This is a genomic window from Pseudomonas sp. MT92 (assembly GCF_058792515.1).
Window position 1 is genome coordinate 179,337 of the sequence record NZ_JBXAFA010000007.1, and the last position, 26,207, is coordinate 205,543.

Below are 26,207 nucleotides of genomic sequence, written 5' to 3' on the forward strand. Positions count from 1 at the left end.
AGGTGGGGGGGGGGGGGGGGGGGGGGGGGGGGGGGGGGGGGGGGGGGGGGGGGGGTCCCCCCCCCCCCCCCCCCCACAACAGCCCATCAGCCCATCACTTTAATGACTGCCACCTGCACAAGTCGGCGAAGCCGGAGCCGCGTCGATCTGTGCCCACTCTTCTGGCGTGTAGGTATGCAGCGCCAACGCATGGAACTCGCCCATCAACTCGCCCAGCGTGGCATAGACCTTCTGGTGACGCTTGACGCGATTGAGCCCGGCAAACTGCTCACTGACCACGACAGCCTTGTAATGGGTCTGCAACCCGCGGCTGTGCATATGGCTTTCATCCAGCACCTGCAGATGCTGGGGCTGCAGCAGGCCCAGCGTCGATTCGATGCGTTGTTGCATGGTCATACCAGACTCCGCTTAAGGCTTTTTCTTGGCTGGAGCGGTCGCGTCTTTCGGCGTCAGCTCGGCGGTCATGTCAGCCAGCAGCTTGTTGACCACCGGCACTGCGCTTTCCAGCTTGGCTTGAGTCATCTGGGCCGATTGCTGGGTCAGCTGCGGCATTTTTTCCAGGACTTTCTTGCCCAGTGGCGACTGGTAGAACGCTACCAGGTCCTTGAGTTCGGACTCGGTGAAGTTGCTGGTGTAGAGCTTGACCATGTCCGGCTTGAGCTTGTTCCAGCCGATGGCCTGGTCCAGGGCGGCGTTAGCCTTGGCCTGGTAGGTTTCGAGTACGGCTTTTTTCGATTCCGGGGCTTTGGTTTGCTCGAAGCGTTGAGCGAACATCTGCTGAACTTGCATGTACACCGGAGTGCCCAATTTGTCAGCGTGCGCCAGGGTCAGGAAGGCCTCGGCACTGGCGTTGTGGCTGGCGGTATCGGCAAAAACCTGGCCGCTGGCGCAAACCAGTGCAACCGCGGTACAGATGGCACGAAGACGAGTCATCGAGTTTCCTTTTCTAGCAGGCGAGGTAAAACCCCAAGGACGACCATTCTGCGCCTAAAAAAGTGTGTCACTCAACCCCCAAGCCTTGTCGCGCCTGATTTAGAGGGGTTCAATGGGCACAATCCAGACTGATGGAACCACGGCCGTCGATCACGGCCTAAACTGCGCAATCGAACTGACAGGAGTGTGACCGATGAGCCGTATCGAAACCGACAGCCTTGGCCAGGTTGAAGTCCCGGATGAAGCCTACTGGGGCGCTCAGACGCAACGCTCACTGGTTAACTTTGCCATTGGCACCGAACGCATGCCGCTGGCCGTGCTCCATGGCCTGGCGCTGATCAAGAAAGCGGCCGCCCGGGTCAACGACCGCAATGGCGATTTGCCCGCCAACATCGCCCGATTGATCGAACAAGCAGCCGATGAAGTGCTCGACGGCAGCCATGACGATCAGTTTCCCCTGGTGGTCTGGCAAACCGGTAGCGGTACCCAGAGCAACATGAACGTCAACGAAGTGATCGCCGGGCGCGCCAACGAGCTGGCCGGCAACCCGCGCGGCGGAAAGTCGCCTGTGCACCCCAACGATCACGTCAATCGCTCCCAGAGCTCCAACGACTGCTTCCCCACCGCCATGCACATTGCTGCGGCCCAGGCCGTGCAACATCATCTGCTGCCGGCGATCAACGAATTGTCGGGCGGCCTGGCCGAGCTGGCAGCGCGCCACATGAAGCTGGTCAAGACCGGCCGCACGCACATGATGGACGCGACGCCGATTACCTTCGGCCAGGAAATCTCGGCATTCATCGCGCAACTGGATTACGCCGAACGAGCGATCCGCAGCGCGCTGCCGGCGGTTTGCGAACTGGCCCAGGGCGGTACCGCGGTAGGTACCGGGTTGAATTCGCCCCACGGTTTCGGTGAGGCCATCGCAGCAGAGCTGGCCGCGCTTTCCGGCCTGCCGTTCGTCACCGCGCCCAACAAATTCGCCGCGCTGGCCGGCCACGAGCCGCTGACCACGCTGTCCGGCGCGTTGAAAACCCTCGCCGTGACGCTGATGAAAATCGCCAACGACTTGCGCCTGCTGGGTTCGGGGCCACGTGCCGGATTGGCCGAGGTAAAACTGCCGGCCAACGAACCGGGGAGCTCGATCATGCCCGGCAAGGTCAACCCGACCCAATGCGAAGCATTGTCGATGCTGGCCTGTCAGGTGCTGGGCAACGACGTCACCATCGGTTTCGCCGCGAGTCAGGGGCATTTGCAACTGAACGTGTTCAAACCGGTGATCATCCACAATTTGCTGCAATCGATCCGTCTGTTGGGCGACGGCTGCAGCAACTTCCAGCAGCATTGCATCGCCGGGCTGGAGCCGGATGCCGAGAAAATGGCGGAACACCTGGAACAGGGGTTGATGCTGGTGACCGCGCTGAACCCGCACATCGGCTACGACAAATCGGCGGAAATTGCCAAGAAAGCCTACGCGCAAGGGCTGACCCTGCGTGAGGCAGCCATTGAGCTGGGGTATCTGACCGATGAACAGTTCGACGCGTGGGTGCGGCCGGAGAACATGCTGGAGGCTGGCGCCAAGGGCTGAGCCTTATAGCGCCTGAGAGTCCGAAATCGCGGGCAAGCCCGCCCCCACATTGAACAGTGCACGCGGTCAAATGTGGGGGCAAGCTTGCCCGCGATGAACGATAACGCGAATCAGCTTGCTGCCATCCGCACTTTCCGTGCCTTGAGTCCCGCAATCAGAGAAGGCCCCAACGCCACCAACGCCGACCCCAGCACCACCAGCACCGCCCCGCCATAGCCCAGGCCATTGATCGTCTCGGCATGCACGTACTCGGGCCACCACAAGGCCGCCAGGGCCACGGCACCGAAGGTCACCAGAGGTGTAATCGCCAGGGTCGCACTGACCCGGGATGCTTCCCAATGGGCCAACGCTTCGGCAAAGGCGCCGTAGGCAATCAGAGTGTTCATGCAGCAGGCCAGCAGCAGCCAGCCTTGCAGTGGGTTCAATTGCAGCGCTTCGAGCGGATGCACCCACGGCGTCAGCAATAATCCGCAGAACAGGTAGATCACCATCATCACCTGCAACGAATTCCACACCGTGAGCAACTGCTTCTGCCCCAGCGCATAAAAGGTCCAGACCGTGGACGCCAGCAGCACCATCAGCACGCCGGCGGTGTAATCGGTCAAGGAGGTCAGCAGCTCACTCAAGCGTTGATTGAAAAACAGGGCGAACCCGACCAGCAGCACCAGCAAGCCAATCCCCTGCCCCAGGCTGAAGCGCTCCTTGAACACGAACACACTGGCGATCAGCAACATGATCGGCCCCATCTGCACAACCAGTTGCGCGGTGCCGGGGCTGAGCAGGTTCAGGCCCATCAAATACAACACGTAGTTGCCCACCAGACCGAGCACCGCCATCAACACCAGCCAGCCACCGCGCGGGCCGAGCGCTCGGCGACTGGGCAAACGCCGGGTCGCCGCCAGGTAGATGAACAGGCAGCCACCGGACACCATCAGGCGAAACCAGGTCACCGTGACCGGGTCCATCACCAGCAATACCTGCTTGAGCTTGATCGGCAGGATTCCCCACAGCAACGCGGTCAACAAGGCCAGGAACAGACCGTAAACCCAGCGACCTGATGAAATGTGCATGTGATCCCCAGCGCGAACGTTCAAGAACCCTCATTCTAGGCGCACCCTCGTGTGACACACAGGGACAGTTTGCGTCTGGCCGCTAATGAAACTGTGCAGGTCGCATCATGTATTTGACGGCCAGCCCAAGCTGTTTAACGCACGGCCTCGAACAATCCGGTAGCCCCCATTCCGCCGCCCACGCACATGGTGACAATGCCGTAACGCAGGTGACGTCGCTGCAACTCGCGAACGAGGTGACCCACCTGACGCGATCCGGTCATACCGAAGGGATGGCCGATGGAAATCGAGCCGCCATTGACGTTGTATTTGTCGTTATCGATTTCCAGGCGATCACGCGCGTACAGGCACTGCGAGGCGAACGCTTCATTGAGCTCCCACAGGTCGATGTCGGCGATCCGCAAGCCTTTTGCCTTGAGCAGCTTGGGCACCGAAAACACCGGGCCAATGCCCATTTCATCCGGCGCGCATCCGGCCACGGCAAAACCCCGGAAGAACGCTTTCGGCTTGAGCCCCAGTTCAAGGGCCTTTTCCAGGCTCATTACCAGCGTCATGGACGCTCCGTCGGACAACTGTGAAGAGTTGCCGGCCGTCACCGAGCCGTCCTCGGCAAACACCGGGTTCAGAGAAGCCAGACTTTGCAGCGAGGTGTCGGGTCGGTTGCAGTCATCACGATCTACCACCCCCTCAACGATCTGCACCTGCCCTGTGGCTTTGTCTTCAACGCGGTATTTCACCGCCATCGGCACGATTTCATCGTCGAACAGCCCGGCGACCTGGGCCTGAGCCGTACGTTGCTGGCTTTGCAGGGCATAAAGGTCCTGCTCTTCGCGGCTGACGCTGTAACGGCGAGCGACGATTTCCGCAGTCTGGCCCATCGGAAAATAGATACCCGGCACCTGCTCCTTGAGCAGCGGATTGATCAGGTTGTCCGTGTTGACGCTTTTCATGGTCAGGCTGATCGACTCGACGCCACCGGCCACGATGATATCGCTGCAGCCCGAAGCGATCTGGTTGGCGGCGATGGCGATCGCCTGCAAGCCCGACGAACAGAAGCGGTTGAGGGTCATGCCGGCGGTGCCGATACCCAGTTGCGACAGCACGGCGACATTGCGACCGATGTTGTAGCCCTGGGCACCTTCGTTGGAACCGGCGCCGACGATGCAGTCCTCGACGCTGGCCGGGTCGATACCCGTGCGTTTCAACAAGGCGTTGACACAGTGAGCCGCCATGTCGTCGGGACGGGTCATGTTGAATTTGCCGCGAAAGGATTTGGCCAGGCCAGTCCGCACGCTGTCGACGATCACCACTTCACGCATGGCATACCTCATTGTTGTTGTCGGTTGAGAGTGAGCCGAGCATAAGCTCACTCAATTACCGACCGCGACAATCATTCACCTCGCGTATGCGTAACCATCGGTTCATTTCTTGCCTTTCTGTGCCTTGCGTTCATGTCTGTCGGACTTTTCGAATGCTTGCTCCAGTGCCAGGTTGATGGTGCGCAAGACCTTCACTCGCGCCCAGCGCTTGTCATTGGCTTCCACCAGGGTCCAGGGCGAAATCTCGGTACTGGTGCGGTCGACCATGTCGCCGACGGCGCCGCGGTAGTCATCCCATTTATCGCGATTGCGCCAGTCATCCTCGGTGATCTTGAAGCGCTTGAAGGGGATATTCTCGCGCGCCTGGAAACGCTCCATTTGTGTTTGCTTATCGATGGCCAACCAGAACTTGACCACGATCACGCCGGCATCGGCGATCTGCTCTTCGAAATCGTTGATTTCGCTGTAGGCGCGCAACCAGTCGGCCGGGCTGCAGAAGCCTTCGATGCGCTCCACCAGCACCCGGCCATACCAGGAGCGGTCGAACACGGTGAACTTTCCCCGGGCCGGAAGATGCCGCCAGAAACGCCAGAGATACGGCTGTGCCCTCTCCTCTTCGGTCGGCGCGGCAATTGGCACGATGTCGTACTGGCGCGGATCGAGCGCCGCGGCAACCCGGCGGATCGCCCCGCCCTTGCCCGCCGCGTCATTGCCTTCGAACACCGCTACCAGTGCATGGCGCCGCATGCGCTTGTCACGCATCAGCCCGGAAAACCGCGCCTGTTCGGTGATCAATTGCTCTTCGTAATCTTCTTTTTCCAGGTGCAACGTCAGGTCAAGGCTATCGAGCAAGTTCACCTGATCGACACTGACGGGCAATGGCGCGGCACTGACTTTGGCGGGGTGGATCGTCGGCCGGCTCAGGGCGCCTTGCAGGCCTTCGAGCAAAATCCTGCCCACCGCCAGGCTGCGATAGCGCGGATCCATCCCGGCGATCACATGCCATGGCGCGTAATCACGGCTGGTGCGGCGCAGAACGCGCTCGCCATATTTCACAAACTTGTCGTAAGTCTGCGATTGCTGCCAGTCCAGTGGACTGATGCGCCAGCTGTGCAGCGGGTCATCGGCCAAGGCCTTGAGACGATCCTTCATTTGCTTCTTGGAGAGGTGGAACCAGAACTTGAAGATCAAGGCGCCTTCATCGCACAGCATCTTCTCCAGACGCTCGGCACCATTGATGCCTTGATCCAGTCGAGCGTTCTTGAACGCGCCATGCACCCGCCCCTGCAGCATCTGGCTGTACCAGTTGCCAAAGAAGACCCCCATGCGCCCCTTGGCCGGGAGCATCCGCCAGTATCGCCAGGCCGGTGGTCGCGCCAGTTCTTCGTCGGTTTGCTGATCGAAGGTGCGAACCTCGATCAGGCGCGGGTCCATCCATTCGTTGAGTAATTTGACCGTCTCGCCCTTGCCGGCGCCTTCAATACCGTTGATTAAAATGATCACCGGAAAACGCTTTTGCTGCTGCAACTCGAATTGCGCTTCGAGCAAGGCTTCACGCAGGGCCGGCACTTCAGTGTCATAGGTTTCTTTGTCGATCACGTGATCGATTTCAGCAGATTCGAACATGAATGGCTCCCTTCCAGATGTGATCAAGACTAGCGGATTGGACTAGAGGCCAACCGAGAATTTCCGCGCGATCCATTTTTGTGGTGAGGGGGCTTGCCCCTCGCCACAAAACAGCGATTTTCCCTGACAGCTGTAACGCGGCAATTGCCATGGATCAAGCACCCCGCCCACGATCGGCTAGAATGGCCGCCTTGCCGTTGCCGAGCCTGCCATGAAACCTGTAATGCCCCACGCCCAACTCGACTGGGACGACCAAGGTCGCCCGTATTCGCGAGTGTTCGACGATGTGTATTTCTCCGACAAGTCGGGGCTGGACGAAACCCGCTATGTGTTCATCGAACAGAACCGCCTGGCGGAACGCTTCGCCGCGTTGCCCCAGGGCGGTCGCCTGGTGATTGGCGAGACCGGTTTCGGCACCGGGCTGAATTTTTTGTGTGCCTGGCAGGTGTTCGAGCAACACGCGGCGACTGATGCCCGATTGCATTTTGTCAGTGTCGAAAAATACCCCTTGAGCCCGGCCGATCTGCAACGGGCCCTGGCACTGTGGCCAGAGCTCAAACCCCTTGCCGATCAATTGCTGGGGCAATACGTTGCGATCCATCAAGGGTTCCAGCGCCTGACACTGGCCAATGGCCGGGTGACCCTGACGCTGCTCATCGGCGATGCACTGGAGCAGTTGCCGCAACTGGACGCCCGGATCGACGCCTGGTTTCTCGATGGCTTTGCTCCGGCGAAAAACCCCGACATGTGGACCGCTGAACTGTTCGCCGAACTGGCACGCCTGGCTGCCCCGGGCTCGACCATCAGCACCTTCACCAGCACCGGTTGGGTCCGCCGCCTGCTCAATGCCGCCGGCTTTAAAATGAAACGCACACCCGGCATCGGCCACAAGTGGGAAATTCTGCGCGGCGAGTTCCTTGGCTGGCCCCACGAGGTTGCCGCTCCGGCGCCGGACAAGCCATGGTTTGCCCGACCTGCCGCGCTGACCGGTGAACGCCGCGCCCTGGTGATCGGTGCCGGGCTGGCCGGTTGCGCCAGTGCCGCCAGTCTCGCTGCACGGGGCTGGCAGGTGAGCGTGCTGGAGCGACACAAGGATGTCGCACAGGAGGCTTCGGGCAACCCGCAAGGTGTGCTTTACCTCAAGCTATCGGCCCATGGCACGACGCTGTCGCAAATGATCGTCAGTGGTTTCGGCTACACCCGGCGCCAGCTCGAACACTTGCAGAGAAACACCGACTGGGACGATTGCGGCGTGCTGCAACTGGCGTTCAACGCCAAGGAAGCCGAGCGTCAGTTACAACTGGCCGAGGCCTTTCCCGCGGACCTGCTGCACCTGCTGGATCAGCCCCAGGCCCAAGCCCTGGCCGGTATCGGTCTGGCGCAGGGCGGCCTGTACTACCCGGAAGGTGGCTGGGTCCATCCGCCGGCGCTGTGCCAATGGCAGATGACGCATCCGCAGATTCAATTGCTCGCGCATCACGATGCCCTGCAATTGCGCAGGGTCGATGGCGAGTGGCAGGCCTGGGACGGCGAGCAGTTGCTTGCCTGTGCACCGGTGGTGGTGCTGGCCGGCGCTGCCGAGATCCAGCGCTTCCCCCAAACCGCCGGATTGCCGCTCAAGCGCATTCGCGGACAAATCACTCGCCTGCTGCAAACCCCGCAAAGCCAGGCCCTGAACACGGTGGTCTGTGCCGAAGGCTATGTTGCCCCGGCGCGTCTGGGCGAACACACCCTGGGCGCCAGTTTCGATTTCAAGAGTGACGACCTGACGCCGACCACAGCCGAGCACTTGGGCAATCTGACCATGCTCGAAGAGATCTCCCACGATCTGGTCACGCGTCTGCAGATCGACAAACTGGACCCCGAAAGCCTCCAGGGTCGCGCCGCCTTTCGCTGCACCAGCCCCGACTATCTGCCGATCGTCGGCCCCCTGGCAGACAGCGATGCATTTACCCAGGCCTATGCCGCGCTGAGCAAGGACGCCCGACAGGTGCCGGACGTCGAATGCCCGTGGCTGGACGGCTTGTACATCAATAGCGGCCACGGCTCGCGCGGCTTGATCACCGCACCGCTGTCCGGGGAACTGCTGGCGGCCTGGCTGGATGATGAACCCCTGCCACTGCCCAGAAGCGTGGCTGAAGCCTGTCATCCCAATCGGTTTGCCTTGCGCCGCCTGATTCGCCGAACCAACGCCTGACGCAGCCCCTTGCGGTCGGATGACGTTCAGCCAAACGGCGGCCCATCCGGCCCTTATAACTTATCGGTCTAAAACTCCGGGGATTCAGCCGGGTCAGTTTTTGAGTACCCGCCATTCTGGCGCGGTAATCGAATGACCCTCCCCAACGGAAAAACCGGTAAGGAATTTATGTGCGGATTAGCTGGCGAGTTACGTTTTGACAATCAACCTGCAGACCTCGCAGCGGTTGAACGAATCACCCATCACCTGGCGCCTCGCGGCCCCGACGCCTGGGGTTTTCACAGTCAAGGGCCGATAGCCCTGGGCCATCGCCGCCTGAAAATCATGGACCTGTCGAACGGTTCGGCGCAGCCGATGATCGATCATCAACTGGGCCTGTCCCTGGCCTTCAACGGCGCGATCTACAACTTCCCCGAACTGCGTATCGAACTGGAAAGCCTCGGCTACGCCTTCTATTCCGGTGGCGACACCGAAGTGCTGCTCAAGGGTTTTCACGCCTGGGGCGAGGCATTGCTGCCCAAACTCAACGGCATGTTTGCCTTCGCCATTTGGGAGCGCGACTCCCGACGCCTGTTCATCGCCCGTGACCGGCTCGGGGTGAAACCGCTGTACCTGTCGCGCACCGGCCAGCGCCTGCGCTTTGCCTCGTCCCTGCCGGCGTTGCTCAAGGGCGGCGACATCAACCCGATCCTCGATCCGGTCGCGCTCAATCACTATCTGAACTTCCACGCCGTGGTACCGGCACCGCGAACCTTGCTGGCGGGCATCGAAAAACTGCCGCCGGCCACCTGGATGCGTGTCGAAGCCAATGGCAGCACCGAGCAGAAAACCTGGTGGACCCTGCCCTACGGCCCACACGCCGATGAGATGAATCTGACGCTCGAAGACTGGACCGACCGGGTGCTCGACAGCACGCGTGACGCCGTGGCGATCCGTCAGCGTGCGGCGGTAGACGTTGGCGTGTTGCTGTCCGGCGGTGTCGATTCGAGCCTGCTGGTCGGTCTGTTGCGTGAAGTCGGCGTGGAAAACCTGTCCACGTTCTCCATCGGTTTCCAGGACGCCGGCGGTGAGCGTGGCGACGAGTTCCAGTATTCGGATCTGATCGCCAAACACTACGGCACTCGCCACCATCAACTGCGTATCGACGAAAAAGAAATCATCGAGCAGTTGCCCGCCGCGTTCCGCGCCATGAGCGAACCGATGGTCAGTCATGACTGCATCGCCTTCTATCTGCTGTCACGGGAAGTGGCCAGGCACTGCAAAGTGGTGCAAAGCGGCCAGGGCGCCGACGAACTGTTCGCCGGCTATCACTGGTACCCGCGGGTGGACGGCGCACGCGACCCGTATGCCGCCTATCGCGAGGCGTTTTTCGATCGCAGCTACGACGAATACGCCGCCACTGTTCAGCCCAAATGGCTGACGGCCAACGACGCTGCAGGCGACTTCGTGAAGGAACATTTCGCACAGCCCGGTGCGGACGCAGCAGTGGACAAAGCCCTGCGCCTGGACAGCACGGTGATGCTGGTGGATGACCCGGTCAAACGCGTCGACAACATGACCATGGCCTGGGGCCTGGAAGCGCGAACGCCGTTTCTCGACTATCGCCTGGTGGAGTTGTCGGCCCGGGTGCCGGGTCAATACAAATTGCCGGATGGCGGCAAGCAAGTGTTGAAGGAAGCCGCGCGCCGGGTGATTCCGAGCGAGGTGATCGACCGCAAGAAAGGTTACTTCCCGGTACCGGGTCTCAAGCATTTGCAAGGCGACACGCTGAACTGGGTCCGCGAACTGCTGCTCGATCCCAGTCAGGATCGCGGTCTGTTCAAGCCCGCCATGCTCGACCGCCTGCTGACCGATCCGCAGGGGCAGTTGACCCCGCTGCGCGGTTCCAAGCTGTGGCAACTGGCGGCTTTGAACCTGTGGCTCAGCGAACAAGGAATCTGATCGATGAAACCTCACGCCACGGCCATCAACCAACGCTTGTTGCGCGGCCAGACACCCTCGTACGAACGCTTGCAGGCGCGCCTGGCCGAAGACGGCAGCCAGTTGGGGGCCGCGCCAATTGCCGTCCATTGCGGCTGGGGCCGGTTACTGATCGGCCACACCTTCGCCGATGCGGCCAGCCTTGCCCAAGAGTTACTCAACGAGCAGCCCGGCGAACGCGATATCGCCCTGTACGTCGCCGCGCCGCAACAAGTGCTGGGACTGGAACCGACCCAGTTATTTCTCGATCCCTCCGACACCTTGCGCCTGTGGTTCAGCGATTACCGTCAGGCCACCCGGGTATTTCGCGGCTTTCGCATCCGCCGCGCCCAAAGTGAAGCGGACTGGAACGCGATCAATCAGCTGTATCAGGCGCGGGGCATGCTGCCGATCGATGCCACGTTGCTGACGCCACGGGGCTCGGGCGGGCCGGTGTACTGGCTGGCCGAAGACGAGGACAGCGGCGCGGTGATTGGCAGCGTCATGGGGCTGAATCATCACAAGGCCTTCAATGATCCGGAAAACGGCAGCAGCCTCTGGTGCCTGGCGGTCGATCCGCATTGCTCGCGACCGGGGGTCGGCGAAGTGCTGGTACGGCACCTGATCGAACACTTCATGAGTCGCGGCCTGAGCTACCTCGACCTGTCGGTGCTGCACGACAATCGGCAGGCGAAGAACCTCTACGCCAAGCTCGGTTTTCGCAACCTCTCGACGTTCGCCATCAAGCGCAAGAACGGGATCAACCAGCCGTTGTTCCTCGGCCCGGGCCCCGAGGCGCCGTTCAATCCCTATGCGCGGATCATCGTCGAGGAAGCCCATCGGCGCGGCATTGATGTGCAAGTCGATGACGCCGATGCCGGGATGTTCACTCTCAGTCATGGCGGGCGCCGGGTGCGTTGTCGCGAGTCCCTCAGCGATCTGACCAGCGCCATCAGCATGAGCCTGTGCCAGGACAAAAGCCTGACCCACAAAACACTCAAGAACGCGGGCCTGAACCTGCCGGCGCAGCAACTGGCCGGCAATGCCGATGACAACCTGGCGTTTCTCGACGAGCACCATCGGGTGGTAGTCAAACCCCTGAACGGTGAACAGGGGCAAGGTGTGGCGGTGGATTTGCAGACCATTGAAGACGTCCAGCACGCCATCGAAGCCGCTCGCCGCTTCGACAGTCACGTGCTGCTGGAAAGCTTCCACGAAGGCCTTGATCTAAGGATTCTGGTAATCGGCTTTGAAGTGGTCGCCGCCGCGATTCGTCGACCGGCCGAAGTGGTTGGCGATGGCCAGCATTCCATCGGCGCGTTGATCGAAGCCCAGAGCCGACGCCGACAGGCCGCCACGGACGGTGAAAGCAAAATCCCGCTGGATGCGGAAACCCAACGCACCTTGCAGGCCGCCGGCTACGATTACAGCAGCATTCTGCCGGCGGGCGAGCACTTGTTCGTAAGGCGTACGGCGAATCTTCACACCGGCGGGATTCTCGAAGACGTCACCGCGATCCTGCACCCGACACTGGCGGATGCCGCCGTGCGTGCCGCGCGGGCGCTGGATATTCCCGTGGTCGGCCTCGACCTGATGGTGAGTGCCGCCGATCAACCGGAGTATGTCTTCATCGAAGCCAATGAGCGGGCCGGACTGGCCAACCATGAGCCACAGCCGACGGCTGAACGCTTTGTGGATCTGTTGTTTCCCCATAGTCAGCCGATCGTTTCCTAGCCACGTAGTGCCTGGGCGGCCGCCTTCGCTGGAAACAAAATTCCTCCTCATCGAAACCATCGATGTGCTCAACCCCATCAGGAGTTTCCATGACCATCAAATACCCGGAACCCGATCTGACCTACCTGCAAAAAGTCCTGCTGGAAATGCTCGCCATTCCCAGCCCTACCGGGTTCACCGACACCATCGTGCGCTATGTCGCCGAACGCCTTGAAGAGCTGGGCATTCCCTTCGAAATGACCCGCCGCGGCACCATTCGCGCCACGCTCAAGGGCAAGAAGAACAGCCCGGATCGCGCCGTTTCCGCGCACCTGGACACCATTGGCGCGGCCGTGCGCGCCGTCAAGGACAACGGCCGACTGACCCTGGCTCCTGTGGGATGCTGGTCGAGCCGGTTCGCCGAAGGCAGTCGCGTCAGCCTGTTTACCGACAACGGAGTAATCCGAGGCAGCGTATTGCCGTTGATGGCGTCGGGACATGCGTTCAACACGGCGGTGGATGAAATGCCGATCAGTTGGGATCACATCGAATTGCGCCTGGATGCCTACTGCACCACCCGCGCCGATTGCGATTCGCTGGGCATCAGTGTCGGCGATTTCGTCGCCTTCGACCCGCTGCCGGAGTTCACCGAAAGCGGCCACATCAGCGCTCGCCACCTCGACGACAAGGCCGGTGTGGCGGCGCTGCTGGCGGCGTTGAAAGCGATCGTCGACAGCGGTGAGGAATTGCTGATCGACTGTCATCCACTGTTCACCATCACCGAGGAAACCGGCAGCGGCGCGGCGGCGGCACTGCCTTGGGACGTCAGCGAGTTCGTCGGCATCGACATCGCGCCGGTCGCCCCCGGCCAGCACTCCAGCGAACATGCAGTGAGTGTGGCGATGCAGGATTCCGGCGGGCCGTATGACTATCACTTGTCACGGCATCTGCTGCGCCTGGCCAGTGACAACGAGTTGCCGGTACGCCGCGATCTGTTCCGTTACTACTTCAGCGATGCTCACTCGGCCGTGACCGCCGGCCATGACATCCGCACCGCCCTGCTCGCTTTCGGCTGCGACGCCACCCACGGCTACGAACGCACCCACATCGACAGCCTCGCGGCCCTCAGTCGCCTGCTCGGCGCCTATATCCTCAGCCCGCCGGTGTTCGCCAGCGATGCGCAACCGGCCAAGGGTTCGCTGGACCGCTTCAGTCACCAGATCGAACACGAAACGCAGATGGAAAGCGACACGCGAGTGCCGTCCGTGGATAGCCTCCTGGGCCAACGCAACAATAGCTAAGCCGGTATTCCGCTGACCGGTCTACCGTCATCGCCAGCAGGCTGGCTCCCGCTGGGTTCTGCACTTAACTGTGGGAGCCAGCCTGCTGACGATGGCGCCTGACCCGACAACGCAGGACCGAGGCTAGCCCCGGCCCGTGATTCGCCGTAGCATCGCGCCATTGATTTAACCGAGGTGCCTATGCTGATCCCCCACGACCAACTGGAAGTCGACACCCTGACCCGCCTGATCGAAGATTTCGTAACCCGTGACGGTACCGACAACGGTGATGACACCCCGCTTGAAACCCGTGTGCTGCGGGTGCGTCAGGCGTTGACCAAGGGGCAGGCATTGATTGTCTTCGACCCGGAAAGCGAGCAATGCCAGCTGATGCTCAAGCACGACGTACCCAAGCACCTATTCGACTGATTTTTTGGGCCGGGGCAGTTTGCGCTGGATGCGCTCGTAGATTTCGCATCGGTACACTTTGACGTTGCGCGGAGCCTCTACGCCGAAGCGCACTTCGCCGCCGTTGATGCCAACGACGCGTATCGAAATGCTGTCACCGATGGAAATCAACTCGCCTACAACACGGCTGAGTACAAGCATGGCCTTCGTCCTTCAGGGTTACCGGACCCTGAAGATGCCCGGCGCACTGCCGCCCTTCAAGGCAACAGCGGCAATCCAGATCGAACTTACAAGCACAGACCCACAGCACTGAAAGAAACGTCTGACAAATCGATCAGGCACTTCCTTCACGACGCGGTAAAGCGCGGACCGAACAGAATGACGCTGGCCCCGATCACACACAATGCCACGCCAATCCAGTCCGAACCGAGTGGACGAATCCGCTCGACCACCGCCAGCCAGCCAATCGATGCAATGATGTAAATGCCACCGTAGGCGGCATAGGCGCGACCGGCGTAGACCGCTTCGACACGGGTCAGCAACACCGCGAACAAGGTCAGGCTGAGCAGCGCCGGCACGATCCACCAAGCGCTTTTGCCCTGGCGCAACCACATCCAGAAGGCAAAACAGCCAGCGATTTCAAACAGCGCGGCGAGGAAAAACCACAGATAGTTGAGCATGCGAACGCCTCGCGAGGATGACCGATGGCGGCCACCCTAACGAGGCTGTTCCGTGCGGGCAAGTTCAACCTGCGGTTTGTTTGGCCTTGGCGCGCATCTTGTCGGCCATCAGGGTCATTTCGTTGTAGAGCAGTTGCGGGTTTTTCTGCTTGAGCGCCCAGGCCATGCGCCCTTGCTCGTGGGGCAGGATCATGAACTCGCCGGCGGCGACCTGCTGGTAGATGTAGTCAGCGATGTCTGCCGCGCTGATCGGCGAGCTTTCCAGCAGTTTGCCGACCTGGGCTTTCATGGCCGGGGTCGGGCCGCGGAACGAGTCCAGCAGATTGGTCTGGAAGAACGACGGGCAAACCACGTGCACGCCGACTTCCTGCTGGGCCAATTCAATCAGCAGACTTTCGGACAGCGCCACCACGCCAGCCTTGGCCACGTTGTAGTTGCTCATGGCCGGACCTTGCATCAACGCGGCCATCGACGCGATGTTGATGATTTTGCCCTTGCTTTGCTCCAGCAGCGGCAGGAAGGCCTTGCACCCCTTGACCACGCCCATCAGGTTGATCGCGATTTGCCAGTCCCAGTCTTCCAGGGACAGTTCACTGAAGAACCCACCGGACGCCACGCCGGCGTTGTTGACGATGACATCGATACCACCCAGTTTCACTTCGCAGGCCTGGGCGAAGGCGGTCAACTGGCTGTAATCGCGCACATCGCAGCGCTGGATGAAACCGTCGCCGCCGGCTTCGCGAACCAATTTCAGGGTTTCCAGCAGGCCCGGTTCGCTGACGTCCGACAAGGCCAGCTGCCAGCCTTCGCGCGCCCAGCGCAGTGCGATTTCGCGACCCAGGCCAGAGCCCGCACCAGTGATCATCATGCGATTTTGCATAGCAAACAGCCTTGTTGTCCGGGGGAAGATGCAGCGAGTGTAGCGAAGGATATTGCCCGACCCACGCTCCATCAGATTGCTGAATGCCCCGAGCAAACCGCAGGCGCGTCCCACCCAACTAAAACAATTAACCCCGAAACAGCGCATTGTTCGAAAAACATCGAAAAAACTTGGAATTTTATAGCGTGCGCGGCAGTCGGATTTTTTAAGCAGCTCGAATTAATTGCATTCCCGCTGACCGTTAACCATCAGGTCATTCCTGAATACATCCAACAAGGAAACAGTCATGGGCACAATTCTTATCGTCATTCTGATCTTGTTACTGATCGGTGGCTTGCCGGTCTTCCCGCACTCCAGAAGTTGGGGTTATGGCCCATCGGGCATCATCGGCGTCGTGCTGGTCGTGCTGTTGATCCTGCTCTTGCTCGGCAGAATATGAAGATCTGACCGGCAAAAAAATGTAGGAGCGAGCTTGCTCGCGGTGGACTTGATAACGACGCATTTATCCAGAAAATGCGCGTTATCGTTAACGTCCATCGCGAACAAGCTCGCTCCTACAAGTGCTTGTTTCTCTATTGCCGCTTTACTTAGTCCGGCTTGCCGTCAACCACACCGGCGGTGTTGTCGAGCAGGCTCTTGGTGGCCGTCTGCAGGAACGACTCAAGCTTCAGCTTCAATGCCGCTTCATCGGACGACTCCGGAATCAACTCACCTTTAGGGTTCGCGCCCAGCTCGTACCGGTAGAGTTTCGGCGACATTTCCTTCGGCAGTACCAACACGCGATCGGCGGTGAGCAAGGCGACGGTCTGATCGCTGCCTGATGGCTTGATCACGCCAAAACCCTTGTCGCCTTCCGGCAGGTTGAGCAGGTCGCGCCCCCAGCACTGATGGCGCACTTCACCACCCAGTCGACCCATGATGGTTGGCACTATGTCAATTTGAGTCCCGACGGTGTGGTCACGCTGGCCGAATTTTTCCTGAATGCCCGGTGCAATCATCAGCATCGGAACGTTGAAACGCCCCAGATCCATTTCGGTGATCTGCTGTTCGTTGCCAAAACCGTGGTCACCGACGATCACAAACAGGGTTTCGTTGAAGTACGGCTCCTTGCGTGCCTTCTCGAAGAACTGACCCAGCGCCCAGTCGGAGTAACGCATGGCGGTCAAGTGCTCATTCAGGTTGCCGCGATCGGTCACTCGCTCGACAGGCAATGGCGACGGCAAGGCGTAAGGTGTGTGGTTGGACAGGGTTTGCAGCAAGGCATAGAACGGTTTTTTATCCTTGCCATCACGAGCCTTCAGCTCTTCCAGGCCACGGTTGAACATGTCCTGGTCAGACACACCCCAGGTCGGGTCGGAGAACACCGGGTTAACGAAGTCGTTACGCCCGATGAAGTTGGTCATGCCCTGGTTGCTGAAGAAACCTGACTGGTTATCCCAGGCGAAGTCACCATTGTAGACATACACGTCATCGTAATGACGGGCACTGAGCAATTGCGGCAGGCCAGACAGTTTGTGACTGCCTTCCGGGGTTTGCATCAGGTATTCGAAACCCGGCAGGTTCGGGAAGCACGCCATGGTGGCGAACATACCCTGGTGGGTGTGGGTGCCGTTGGAGAAGAAACGGTCGAACAACAGACCCTCCTTCGACAGCTTGTCGAGGTATGGCGTGATGTTGCCCGGTGCACCCAATGCCCCCACCGAGTGGCCGGCCATGCTTTCCATCAGGATCACGACGACGTTCTTGATCGGCAGGGTCTTGTCTGCCGGAGGCGTATAATCGCGACGTACGGCAGCGGTATCGCCATCCACCAGTTTTTCGTCCTTCATCACCAGCATGTCACGCACGGTCTGCTGTGCCTCGGGTTGTGGCAATGTCGCTTTCCAAATGTTGCTGCGCTCGTCGGACATCCGGCTCTTGGCGGCGGCAATCAGTTGCAGGGTACCGTTAAGGCCCAACTGGTTGGCGAAGTTCGAGTCGGTGGTGTAGACGTCACCCCAACGCAGCGGTGGGCCTTGACGCAAGGTGCCACGGGCGGCGACCACGCAGATCAGCAGGCAGACCACGAACACGGCGAAGCGCGTGTACCACGGGGCAACCTGACGCGTACCAATGCTGCCGCCGCTGAAGGGGCCACGAGGACGGGTCGCACGATCAGCGCCCTTGAATGCCAGGCTGAGGATCCAGGTGCCTACGGCCCAGGCCAGCAGGTAGCGAACGACCGGAAAACCGTACCAGAGCATGCTCATCACGGTTTTCGGATCTTCTTTTACATACTGGAAAACCAGGCCGTTGAGGCGCTGGTGGAACTCACGGTAGAAATCCATCTCCATGAGGCCCAGGAACAGCGCAATGCTCGAAGCAACCGTCAACCAGAAGCGGAACAGCCCGCGCGCCGCCATGGTACGGACGCTAAACAATGCGAGCAGCAACGGAACGCTGAGGTAAACCACCAGGCGCAAATCGAAACGCAGGCCGTTGGCGAATGCTTCGAGAAATGTCGAGGCGGGTGTGGAGAGGATCATCTCGCGGTTGTAGACCAGCAGCGCGACGCGCAGTGCGGAAAACATCACCATCATGACCAAAGCACACAGCAGTGTATAAGCCAGATGCGATTTGACGGTCGGTTGCAGCAGGCGATTTGAAGCTCGCTGCTGATTCAGGGCGTCCGGGATTGCCATGTCGTATTAGGACCCATTGGAAGTTGAAGTTTCAAAAATACAGCTGCGCCCTGCCCTCTGCTGGCCAGATCCTGGCCCGGGGTTTGCGCGATGCGCAAATGTTGCACGATCAACCGCAGCATTGCCATTGATAAGTGTTCGTCGATGCAGACGCGCGCGAATTGTCTTGGAGGCGTTGTGAAAATTTCGTGCAACGCATATCTGGAAACAAAATAAAGCCCTGCCCTGCAAATACGGCAACGCCCCGAACCGATCGGGGCGTTGCTCAAGCCTTGCTCAACAGCGCAATGCGATTACTTCTCGGCGCGTGCCTTGAGGTTTTTCAAGGTATTGAACGGCGCATCGACCACAAACTTGTTGGCCACCATCGACGGGACACTGCCACCTGGCTCGGTGTGCACCTGGTAGGTCACTTCGATCTGATCGCCCTTGGGGACGAACTTCCAGAATCCATCGACCTTGGCGACCCGGACAAAGCCTTTTTCTTCAGGCAGGTATTTCGGCACACCTTCGAGCTTGCGGGTCAGGCTGCCATCGGCACCTTCGATAATGGTGACGTGCATCACCGAATCACGCGGGGTGACTGGCCAAGGCGTATTGAACTGGGTGTAGGTCCAGAGCTGATTGCCTTCCTGCTTGAGCAACTTCTGGGTCTTGCATTCGTGAATCCAGGCGCAGGCGCCGGGGACGTCATCCTGTAGTGCGCGCAGTTTGGCCATGGTGGTCTTCATCAGGGTGACGCCCTGGTAGGCCTTGTAGTCGGAACCTGGCACTTCACTCAGGGATACCTTGATGCCGTCTTCGTTCTTGGCAACTTTCCAGTCTTCGGCCTGAGCGACCGAGGTGGCCAATACAGCCGTCAAACCACACAGCAGAGCAATACGATGCAGCGAACCCATAGTCTTATTCCTTATTGTTGAAGTTCCGTTCGTTGTACACATCACGCAGCCGTCATTTGCTCCCACCAGCCGATCAGCCTGATCGCGTCTTCACGGCTATTGCCGCACACCTCGATATCAGCCTCGAACGCCGAACAGACTGACGGGCGCTCTGGCTGGCCGAAAATAGTGCACAGGTTTTCGGCAGACAATTGCAGGCATCGTTCCCCCGCGGCTTTGCCGTTGGGCATACCGGGGATGGGCGAGCTGATGGATGGGGCAATGCAACAGGCGCCACAGCCTTCACGGCATTTCATGACGACAAGCTCCTCGCGACGGGCAATGTGTTAAAGGACGTGGCACAGAGTAACCGCTAAAACAGTTGTTTTAAATTGGCGAACCACGGGTTTTTGTCTGCAATCGGGCGTGACCGGGCAGTCTCCGACAAAGCGTCTGGTTGGCGGGTCATGAGCGGGAAGAATTAATGCTTGAATTCGAATTCCAGCGCCGCGCCTTCAACTTCACGACGCTCTTCATTACGCCGCTGCAGCTGCATTTCGTTGCTGATCAACCTTCCGTTGAGCTGGAACTGGCTGCTTTTGTCACCGAACATTTGCGGCAGTACCGGGTCTCGCCTCGGTAATGGCACGGTGCCCACCGGCTTCAGCTCCTCGACCATGCCCTTGGGCAAACTCAAATCCAGGTCAGCTGAAGGCAGCGGGATTTTCGCCACCTCGCTGGCCGGTTTCGACTTGGCCGCAATCGGAGGACGCTTTTTGACCGGCGCGGCTTTCTTTTTGACCGGGGCGGTTTTCGTGGCTGGAGCGGTTTTTTTCGAGGTTGTGCTTGCTGCCGGTTTTTCCTGAACAGAAGCGGCCATCACGGAGAGCGGCTGAGCGCTCAATAACAGGCAAATCATCAGCCAGGTGGCGGGAAAAATCGGTTTCATGGACCCAACGGCGCAACTGCGCTAACGACAGAGGGGCCATATGCTCGCTTGTTGCAATCAACATGACAAGCGCGGACAGGCATTACCTGCCCGCCTCCATCACAGACCGCCGGCCATTTCCTGGCAGAGCTGGGTGGCGAGCATGCCAAGGGTCATCAAGGCACGTTCGGCTTCACGATTCCAGGGGATGCCGCAGTTCAAGCGAATGCAATGATTGAATTGCTCGGTATTACTGAAAATCAGCCCCGGCGCGATGCTGATGCCCTGCTGCAGCGCCCGCACATGCAATTCCTGGGTATTGACCCGACCCGGCAGGCTCACCCACAAAATGAAACCGCCGGTTGGCCGCGTCATCTGGGTGCCTTCGGGGAAATACTGCTGCACGGCCAGCTGGAAGGCGCTGAGGTTCTTGCGGTATTCCTGACGGATGTAACGCAAATGACGGTCGTATCCACCGTTTTCCAAGTAGGCCGCAATACCCATTTGCGTGACGCTGCAGGCGGAATGGGTGCTGAACGTCTGCAAACGCTGGATTTCCTGCTGGTACTTGCCAGCAATCATCCAGCCGATCCGTACACCCGGCGACAGGGTCTTGGAGAAACTCGAACAATAGATCACCCGGTCCAGGCGGTCATAGGCCTTGAGCGCTTTGGTGCGCCCCTGCTCGAACATCAACTCGCCGTAAATATCGTCCTCGACAATCTGGATATCGAAGTCAGATGCCAGGCGCAGCAGTTGTTTCTGCCGCTCCTCGGGCATGGTGCCACCCAGCGGGTTGCTTAAACGAGTGGTCAGCACCAAGGCCTTGATCGACCACTGGTTGGCCGCCAACTGCAAGGCTTCGAGGCTCATGCCGGTGGATGGGTCGCTGGGAATTTCGATGACCTTGAGGCCCAGCAGATCAGCCAATTGCAGCAAACCATAATAGGTCGGCGACTCGGCTGCGATCAGGTCACCCGGTCGGGTCAGCACTCGCAGGGACATTTGCAAGGCATCGACACAGCCGTGGGTGATCACCACTTCCGACGGATCGACCACCACGCCCGCATCACGCATGCGAATCGCCACTTGCCGGCGCAACGGTTCAAAACCCGGGCTGAACATATAGCTGAACGCACGCGGACTGTGAAAACGGGTGACTTTGGCCAGTTGCTGATGCAGTGCCCGCACCGGCAAATAATCGACGCTCGGTACTGCGGCGCCCAACGGAAAGACGCCTTCGCGGCGGGATTCGACCAGCACCTGTTGGATGATGCTGCTGCGAGTGACCAGCCCAGGACGCTCAACCCTGGCGATATCCGGTGTCGGTGCGGTCAGGGCCGGGGTCTGGTGCACGTAGTAGCCCGATTGCGGCCGGGCACGGATCAGCCCCTGATCCTCGAGGTTGGCATAGGCCTGTAGCACGGTCGCATGGCTGACATTGAGCTGCGAGCTCATCTTGCGCACCGAAGGCACACGCTCGCCGGGTTGATAGACACCACGACGGATATCTTCGGCCAGTTGCTGAGCAATACGTTGGTAGAGCAGGAGATTGGTCATGACGCAGCACTCGATTTCACGGGCATTTTATTCTTGTGTGAAACAATACCGGAACAGTTTAGAAGTGTACGGGGACAGTTGCCACAATAGTCGACAGTACAGTGCAGTGTCAGCAAGAACTGTACTGTTCTGAGCACAATTTGGCAGGCGAAAAAAAACCCGGCGCTGACTGGCAGGCCGGGTTTCCAGTGACGCAACCCTTAGCGGGCGGCGCCCATCTGGCCTTTTTCATCGGAGAACACAATTTCCACCCGACGGTTCTGGGCACGACCCCGCTCGGAAGCGTTAGCGTCCACAGGGTATTCATCACCGTAGCCTTCAACCTGAATACGTTTGTCGTCGATCCCAAGATCCGTCAAAACGTCCGCCACCGATTGCGCACGGTCGCGGGACAGCTTGAGGTTTTCCTGTTTGCCGCCGGTGCTGTCGGTGTAGCCTTCGATCCGCACCACACGCTTGGGATTGAGCTGCAGGAACTGGACGACTTTCAGCACGACGCGGTTCGCCGAGTTTTTCAATTCTGCTTCGCCGGTGTCGAACAGCACGTCGCCCAGGGTCATGACCAAACCTCGGTCGGTCTGGGTGGTGGCCGTCGCAACAATCTGCTCTTCGATCCATTTGCCCTGCTGCTGCACGCTGAGCAGTTTGGATTCACGCAAGGCCAGTTGCAGGCGCTGCCGCTCCAGTTCGAGCTTTGCCGCGCGCTCTTCGTTAAGCACCTGATCGGTGTGTTCCCGAGCGATCTCGCTGTAACGCTGGCTCAGATAAGCGTAATGCACCACGTCCGACCCGCTGCCCCAGTAGCTGGACAAACGATCGGCGCGCGCCAGGGACTCACCGGCGCGGATCACGTCCTTGGGTGCGATACGCAGCACGTTGGAATCTTCCTTGACCTTCTGGAAGTTGGCGCCCGCCTCCTGCAATGCCGCTTCGCTGTGCTGGCCGGCGCAGCCATAAAGGCTCGCGCAACCCGCCAGGATCAGACCACCGAGGGCCTTGATTTTGAGGCTCATTGGGAGTCCCCCACTTGCTTGCGCAGACGGGCGATGCGGGTATTGAGCACGCTCAACTGCTCCTCGCTCTTGAGGGTCAGGACCCGGGCCTCAGCCAGACGCGCGTCCAGCTCGGCCTGTTCGGCCCGCATGCGTGCGTTTCTGAAGGATTGGTCGGCCATGTTGCCCTTGGCCCGGTTGAACTTGTCTTCGGCCAGTTTCATTTCAGGCACTTCGTCGGCGGTGGCGCCAACAGCCTTGGCTTGTTCGAGTGCCTGTGCAGTCAGGCGCATTTGTTCATTCGGCGCAGGATCGGCTGCACAACCCGCCAGAGCCAGAACGGCCAGGGCAGCGAAAAGAGGTCGAATACTCACTAAAAATCCCTACTGTTTTGGGCTACTGACAGGTGGGGTCTGCCGTTGAGAAAGCTGAGCATTCCAACGCTCGATATTGCGCAACAGCACGGCCTCCGTCAGTCCGGACGCGGGCAATTCTGTCATCTTTTTGGCCAACTGTCCGCGCAACCACGGATCGTTGCAGGCGGAGTCATGGGAAATGGCCAGAAACAATCCCGGCTTGTCTACCGGTTGCACGCGAGCCACCAGATCATTGGACATGCCCAATGTCTGCGCCATCGCCACGCCCGAGTAGCGTCCGGCCAGGACATACTCCACCTCGCCCAACAGCAGTTTCTGGAAGGCCTGGGTCAGGTTGGACGTACGCGTAAGGGTCAATTGCTGCTCGGCGAAAGTGGCGAATGCCGGGGTCAGTCGGGACTTTTCCGACAAGGCGCCAGTATGCCCCGGCAGGTCCTGCACCTTGCTATAGACCAGTGACGAATCCTTGCGGGTCCAGACCAGATAATCGTTTTCCAGCAACGGCGGGTGAATGTAATCCAGGGTTTCCAGTTCGCTGACCGTCAACGAGGCATCAGCCAGCATGTCCATGCGCCCACTGCGCACTTCGTCCAGGGCCTGGGAGCGTTTTCCGGCGTACAACAGTTCAACCTTGATCCCTAACTGCCCCGCCACTTGCTGCAGTAAATCGGCACTGGCGCCGATCAGATGCCTGGGATCCTGCGGGTCTTGCCACAGGAAAGGTGGCGCATCCGGACTGCCGGTCACCACCAGGCGATCGCACTTGCCGGCTGCAGTGGACAGCGCTGGAAATATGGTCAACCCAAGAAGTAATGACCAGCCGTATAGGCGACGCAAATCCATGGCGAACCACTCCCGTTGAGACCGTTTATAACCTGTAGGCGCGAGCCGGCTCGCTCCTACAGAAAAAAAGCAAAAAAAAGCCCGACCAGAAGGCCGGGCTCTTTATAAGTGAAGCAGCCGGATTAGACCAGCTTCTCCAGCTCAGGGATGGCTTCGAACAAGTCCGCCACCAGGCCGTAATCGGCCACCTGGAAGATCGGCGCTTCTTCATCCTTGTTGATCGCAACGATCACTTTGGAGTCTTTCATGCCGGCCAGGTGCTGGATCGCGCCGGAGATACCGACGGCAATGTACAGCTGTGGAGCAACGATCTTGCCGGTCTGACCGACCTGCATGTCGTTGGGTACGAAACCTGCGTCGACCGCGGCGCGGGAAGCACCGACGGCAGCGCCCAGCTTGTCGGCCAGGGCGTACAGGTGTTTGAAGTTGTCACCGTTCTGCATGCCGCGGCCGCCGGAAACGACGATCTTGGCAGCGGTCAGTTCCGGACGATCGGACTTGGCCAGTTCTTCGCCGACGAAGCTGGAGATGCCAGCGTCGTGGGCAGCAGCAACGGCTTCAACGGCAGCCGAACCACCTTCAGCGGCAACCGGGTCGAAACCGGTGGCACGCACGGTGATCACCTTCACTGACGCGTTCGACTGAACGGTAGCGATGGCGTTACCGGCATAGATCGGACGCTTGAAGGTGTCAGCGCTTTCGACCGAGATGATCTCGGAAATCTGGTCAACGTCCAGCGCAGCGGCGACGCGCGGCAGGATGTTTTTGCCGTTGGAAGTGGCGGCAGCCAGGATGTGGCTGTAACCCTTGCCCAGCTCGGCAACCAGAGGCGCAACGTTTTCCGGCAACTGGTGAGCGTAGGCAGCGTTGTCGGCCACCAGCACTTTGGCCACGCCAGCGACTTTCGCGGCGGCTTCAGCCACGGCGCCAGCGCCCTGGCCTGCAACCAGCACGTGGATGTCGCCGCCGATTTTGGCAGCGGCAGCCACGGTGTTCAGCGTGGCCGGGGCCAGCACTTTGTTGTCGTGTTCAGCAATAACCAAGATAGTCATTTAGATTACCTTCGCTTCGTTTTTCAGTTTCTCGACCAGTTCAGCCACCGACTTGACCTTGATACCCGCGCTACGTGCAGCAGGCGCTTCGACTTTCACGGTCTTGTTGGTGGAGGCGGTGGAAACGCCCAAAGCGTCCGGAGTCAGCACTTCGAGAGGCTTCTTCTTGGCTTTCATGATGTTTGGCAGGGACGCGTAGCGCGGCTCGTTCAAACGCAGGTCGGTGGTGACGATGGCCGGCAGTTTCAGGGAAACGGTCTGCGCGCCGCCATCGATTTCGCGGGTCACGGCGACGCTGTCGCCGCTGATTTCGACTTTCGAAGCGAACGTGCCCTGACCGTAACCGCTCAATGCGGCAAGCATCTGGCCAGTCTGGTTGTTGTCGCTGTCGATGGCTTGTTTGCCAAGGATCACCAGCTGAGGCTGTTCCTTGTCGACAACAGCCTTCAGCAGTTTGGCAACGGCCAGGGAAGTCAGATCTTCGGCGGATTCGACGAGGATGGCGCGGTCAGCACCCAGAGCCAGCGCAGTGCGCAGTTGCTCTTGAGCGGTGGACGGGCCGACGGAGACGACGACGATTTCAGTCGCGACGCCTTTCTCTTTCAGGCGTACCGCTTCTTCCACTGCGATTTCGCAGAACGGGTTCATCGACATCTTGACGTTGGCAAGATCGACGCCGGAATTGTCCGCCTTGACGCGGACCTTGACGTTGTAATCCACAACGCGTTTGACAGCTACAAGAACCTTCATGGATTCCTCGTTACTCTCCGGTGAAAAGGAAGTCGCCTAGGCGAACCTGGCGGTTGATGCTCATCGGGCGCAAGGGCACCTCTAAAAACGCCGGCAAACGTGTCAAGTGACCATCGCTCATGATGTTGATGACCGTTCGTCAGTCGTGACTCACGAGTCATTCATTATCACGGCGTGTAAACTGCGCGCCAAACCTGCGCGGCTCATCACTTTCCAGTGCCATCGCCCTGTCTTTAGAGGTGCTCTTGAAACCAACAGTCAGCCTACGGCGAGCGCAAAACCGCCCGTATCTTGACCGGAACACCTATTCCGGTCAATACGGCAAAATAGCCGTTCATAAGCCGCGTGACTTTGATTTCTCTGGCTTTGAGCCAATTCAAACAAACGTTTGTATTGGACGCTGAGAGTGGTGTAGATATAATGCGCCACCCAAAGAGAAAGGTGGTTACTCGATTGTCCTCTCCCGGCGTTGCGCAGGGATTCAGGGATGCGA

General features: G+C 59.8%; 25 protein-coding genes. 7 read left to right on the forward strand and 18 right to left on the reverse strand.

The annotated features are described in order from the left end of the window. Positions 1-99: 99 nt before the first annotated feature. Both AC1Q6D_RS15245 and AC1Q6D_RS15250 read right to left on the reverse strand, forming a co-directional pair. Positions 100-396 (reverse strand): BolA family protein, encoded by a 297-nt coding sequence (locus AC1Q6D_RS15245; RefSeq protein WP_047527075.1) that lies wholly within the window; start codon positions 394-396, stop codon positions 100-102. 12 nt (positions 397-408) lie between these two features. Next, positions 409-933 carry a DUF2059 domain-containing protein gene (locus AC1Q6D_RS15250; RefSeq protein ID WP_103405727.1) on the reverse strand — a complete coding sequence of 175 codons (525 nt, stop codon included), beginning with the start codon at positions 931-933 and terminating at the stop codon, positions 409-411. A gap of 193 nt (positions 934-1,126) precedes the next feature. Between AC1Q6D_RS15250 and AC1Q6D_RS15255 the strand changes: the two genes are divergently transcribed. Further along, complete coding sequence (locus AC1Q6D_RS15255; RefSeq protein WP_103405728.1) at positions 1,127-2,521, forward strand: class II fumarate hydratase; 1,395 nt, start codon at positions 1,127-1,129, stop codon at positions 2,519-2,521. 110 nt (positions 2,522-2,631) lie between these two features. Here AC1Q6D_RS15255 and AC1Q6D_RS15260 read toward each other — a convergent pair whose 3' ends face one another. The 3 genes from AC1Q6D_RS15260 to pap all read right to left on the reverse strand — a co-directional run bounded on the left by AC1Q6D_RS15260 (position 2,632) and on the right by pap (position 6,536). Then, positions 2,632-3,591 (reverse strand): DMT family transporter, encoded by a 960-nt coding sequence (locus AC1Q6D_RS15260; protein WP_103405729.1) that lies wholly within the window; start codon positions 3,589-3,591, stop codon positions 2,632-2,634. Positions 3,592-3,725: 134 nt separating this feature from the next. Then, positions 3,726-4,910 (reverse strand): thiolase family protein, encoded by a 1,185-nt coding sequence (locus AC1Q6D_RS15265; protein WP_103405730.1) that lies wholly within the window; start codon positions 4,908-4,910, stop codon positions 3,726-3,728. Between the two features lie 102 nt (positions 4,911-5,012). Beyond that, a complete protein-coding gene (gene pap, locus AC1Q6D_RS15270) occupies positions 5,013-6,536 on the reverse strand; it encodes a polyphosphate:AMP phosphotransferase (RefSeq protein ID WP_103405731.1) in 1,524 nt (507 codons plus the stop codon). A gap of 211 nt (positions 6,537-6,747) precedes the next feature. Between pap and mnmC the strand changes: the two genes are divergently transcribed. The 5 genes from mnmC to AC1Q6D_RS15295 all read left to right on the forward strand — a co-directional run bounded on the left by mnmC (position 6,748) and on the right by AC1Q6D_RS15295 (position 14,114). Continuing rightward, positions 6,748-8,733 carry a bifunctional tRNA (5-methylaminomethyl-2-thiouridine)(34)-methyltransferase MnmC2/FAD-dependent 5-carboxymethylaminomethyl-2-thiouridine(34) oxidoreductase MnmC1 gene (gene mnmC / locus AC1Q6D_RS15275; RefSeq protein ID WP_103405732.1) on the forward strand — a complete coding sequence of 662 codons (1,986 nt, stop codon included), beginning with the start codon at positions 6,748-6,750 and terminating at the stop codon, positions 8,731-8,733. A 168-nt stretch (positions 8,734-8,901) separates the two neighbouring features. After that, the gene (locus AC1Q6D_RS15280; protein WP_103405733.1) at positions 8,902-10,674 is read left to right on the forward strand and encodes an N-acetylglutaminylglutamine amidotransferase; all 1,773 of its coding nucleotides are present in this window, start codon (positions 8,902-8,904) and stop codon (positions 10,672-10,674) included. Between the two features lie 3 nt (positions 10,675-10,677). Next, positions 10,678-12,426, forward strand: coding sequence for an N-acetylglutaminylglutamine synthetase (gene ngg, locus AC1Q6D_RS15285; RefSeq protein ID WP_103405734.1), 1,749 nt, complete (start codon positions 10,678-10,680; stop codon positions 12,424-12,426). 89 nt (positions 12,427-12,515) lie between these two features. Further along, positions 12,516-13,706 carry an osmoprotectant NAGGN system M42 family peptidase gene (locus tag AC1Q6D_RS15290; protein ID WP_047527064.1) on the forward strand — a complete coding sequence of 397 codons (1,191 nt, stop codon included), beginning with the start codon at positions 12,516-12,518 and terminating at the stop codon, positions 13,704-13,706. Between the two features lie 180 nt (positions 13,707-13,886). Beyond that, a complete protein-coding gene (locus tag AC1Q6D_RS15295; RefSeq protein ID WP_003199186.1) occupies positions 13,887-14,114 on the forward strand; it encodes a YheU family protein in 228 nt (75 codons plus the stop codon). Here AC1Q6D_RS15295 and csrA read toward each other — a convergent pair. From csrA to AC1Q6D_RS15310, 3 genes are all read right to left on the reverse strand, one after another. Then, the gene (csrA, locus tag AC1Q6D_RS15300; protein ID WP_047527050.1) at positions 14,103-14,294 is read right to left on the reverse strand and encodes a carbon storage regulator CsrA; all 192 of its coding nucleotides are present in this window, start codon (positions 14,292-14,294) and stop codon (positions 14,103-14,105) included. The two genes, AC1Q6D_RS15295 and csrA, sit on opposite strands and share 12 nt — an antisense overlap. 146 nt (positions 14,295-14,440) lie before the next feature. Further along, positions 14,441-14,773 (reverse strand): YnfA family protein, encoded by a 333-nt coding sequence (locus AC1Q6D_RS15305; RefSeq protein WP_047527048.1) that lies wholly within the window; start codon positions 14,771-14,773, stop codon positions 14,441-14,443. A gap of 64 nt (positions 14,774-14,837) precedes the next feature. Continuing rightward, a complete protein-coding gene (locus tag AC1Q6D_RS15310; RefSeq protein WP_103405735.1) occupies positions 14,838-15,653 on the reverse strand; it encodes an SDR family oxidoreductase in 816 nt (271 codons plus the stop codon). A gap of 286 nt (positions 15,654-15,939) precedes the next feature. Here AC1Q6D_RS15310 and AC1Q6D_RS15315 point away from each other — a divergent pair, with 286 nt between their 5' ends. Continuing rightward, positions 15,940-16,092 (forward strand): DUF3309 family protein, encoded by a 153-nt coding sequence (locus tag AC1Q6D_RS15315; protein WP_032833547.1) that lies wholly within the window; start codon positions 15,940-15,942, stop codon positions 16,090-16,092. A 148-nt stretch (positions 16,093-16,240) separates the two neighbouring features. Here the strand turns inward: AC1Q6D_RS15315 and AC1Q6D_RS15320 are convergent, their stop codons facing one another. The 10 genes from AC1Q6D_RS15320 to AC1Q6D_RS15365 form a co-directional block, all read right to left on the reverse strand. Then, positions 16,241-18,334 carry an LTA synthase family protein gene (locus AC1Q6D_RS15320; protein ID WP_103405737.1) on the reverse strand — a complete coding sequence of 698 codons (2,094 nt, stop codon included), beginning with the start codon at positions 18,332-18,334 and terminating at the stop codon, positions 16,241-16,243. A 293-nt stretch (positions 18,335-18,627) separates the two neighbouring features. Further along, on the reverse strand, positions 18,628-19,233 hold the full coding sequence (locus tag AC1Q6D_RS15325; protein WP_103405738.1) for an START domain-containing protein: 606 nt from the start codon (positions 19,231-19,233) through the stop codon (positions 18,628-18,630). Positions 19,234-19,274: 41 nt separating this feature from the next. Next, positions 19,275-19,529, reverse strand: coding sequence for a YkgJ family cysteine cluster protein (locus AC1Q6D_RS15330; protein WP_103405739.1), 255 nt, complete (start codon positions 19,527-19,529; stop codon positions 19,275-19,277). A 164-nt stretch (positions 19,530-19,693) separates the two neighbouring features. After that, entirely contained in the window at positions 19,694-20,161 is a 468-nt protein-coding gene (locus AC1Q6D_RS15335) for a translation initiation factor 2 (protein WP_103405740.1), read from the reverse strand. 99 nt (positions 20,162-20,260) lie between these two features. After that, positions 20,261-21,700 carry an aminotransferase-like domain-containing protein gene (locus tag AC1Q6D_RS15340; RefSeq protein ID WP_047527036.1) on the reverse strand — a complete coding sequence of 480 codons (1,440 nt, stop codon included), beginning with the start codon at positions 21,698-21,700 and terminating at the stop codon, positions 20,261-20,263. A gap of 200 nt (positions 21,701-21,900) precedes the next feature. Continuing rightward, a complete protein-coding gene (locus AC1Q6D_RS15345) occupies positions 21,901-22,713 on the reverse strand; it encodes an OmpA family protein (RefSeq protein ID WP_103405741.1) in 813 nt (270 codons plus the stop codon). Then, positions 22,710-23,066 carry a DUF4398 domain-containing protein gene (locus tag AC1Q6D_RS15350; protein ID WP_047527033.1) on the reverse strand — a complete coding sequence of 119 codons (357 nt, stop codon included), beginning with the start codon at positions 23,064-23,066 and terminating at the stop codon, positions 22,710-22,712. The genes AC1Q6D_RS15345 and AC1Q6D_RS15350 overlap by 4 nt, the downstream gene beginning before the upstream one ends. Before the next feature lie 9 nt (positions 23,067-23,075). Further along, positions 23,076-23,912 carry a substrate-binding periplasmic protein gene (locus tag AC1Q6D_RS15355; RefSeq protein WP_103405742.1) on the reverse strand — a complete coding sequence of 279 codons (837 nt, stop codon included), beginning with the start codon at positions 23,910-23,912 and terminating at the stop codon, positions 23,076-23,078. Positions 23,913-24,034: 122 nt separating this feature from the next. Then, positions 24,035-24,964, reverse strand: a complete 930-nt coding sequence (locus AC1Q6D_RS15360) for an electron transfer flavoprotein subunit alpha/FixB family protein (protein WP_103405743.1) — start codon at positions 24,962-24,964, stop codon at positions 24,035-24,037. Beyond that, positions 24,965-25,714, reverse strand: a complete 750-nt coding sequence (locus tag AC1Q6D_RS15365) for an electron transfer flavoprotein subunit beta/FixA family protein (protein WP_007987229.1) — start codon at positions 25,712-25,714, stop codon at positions 24,965-24,967. Positions 25,715-26,207 lie beyond the last annotated feature (493 nt).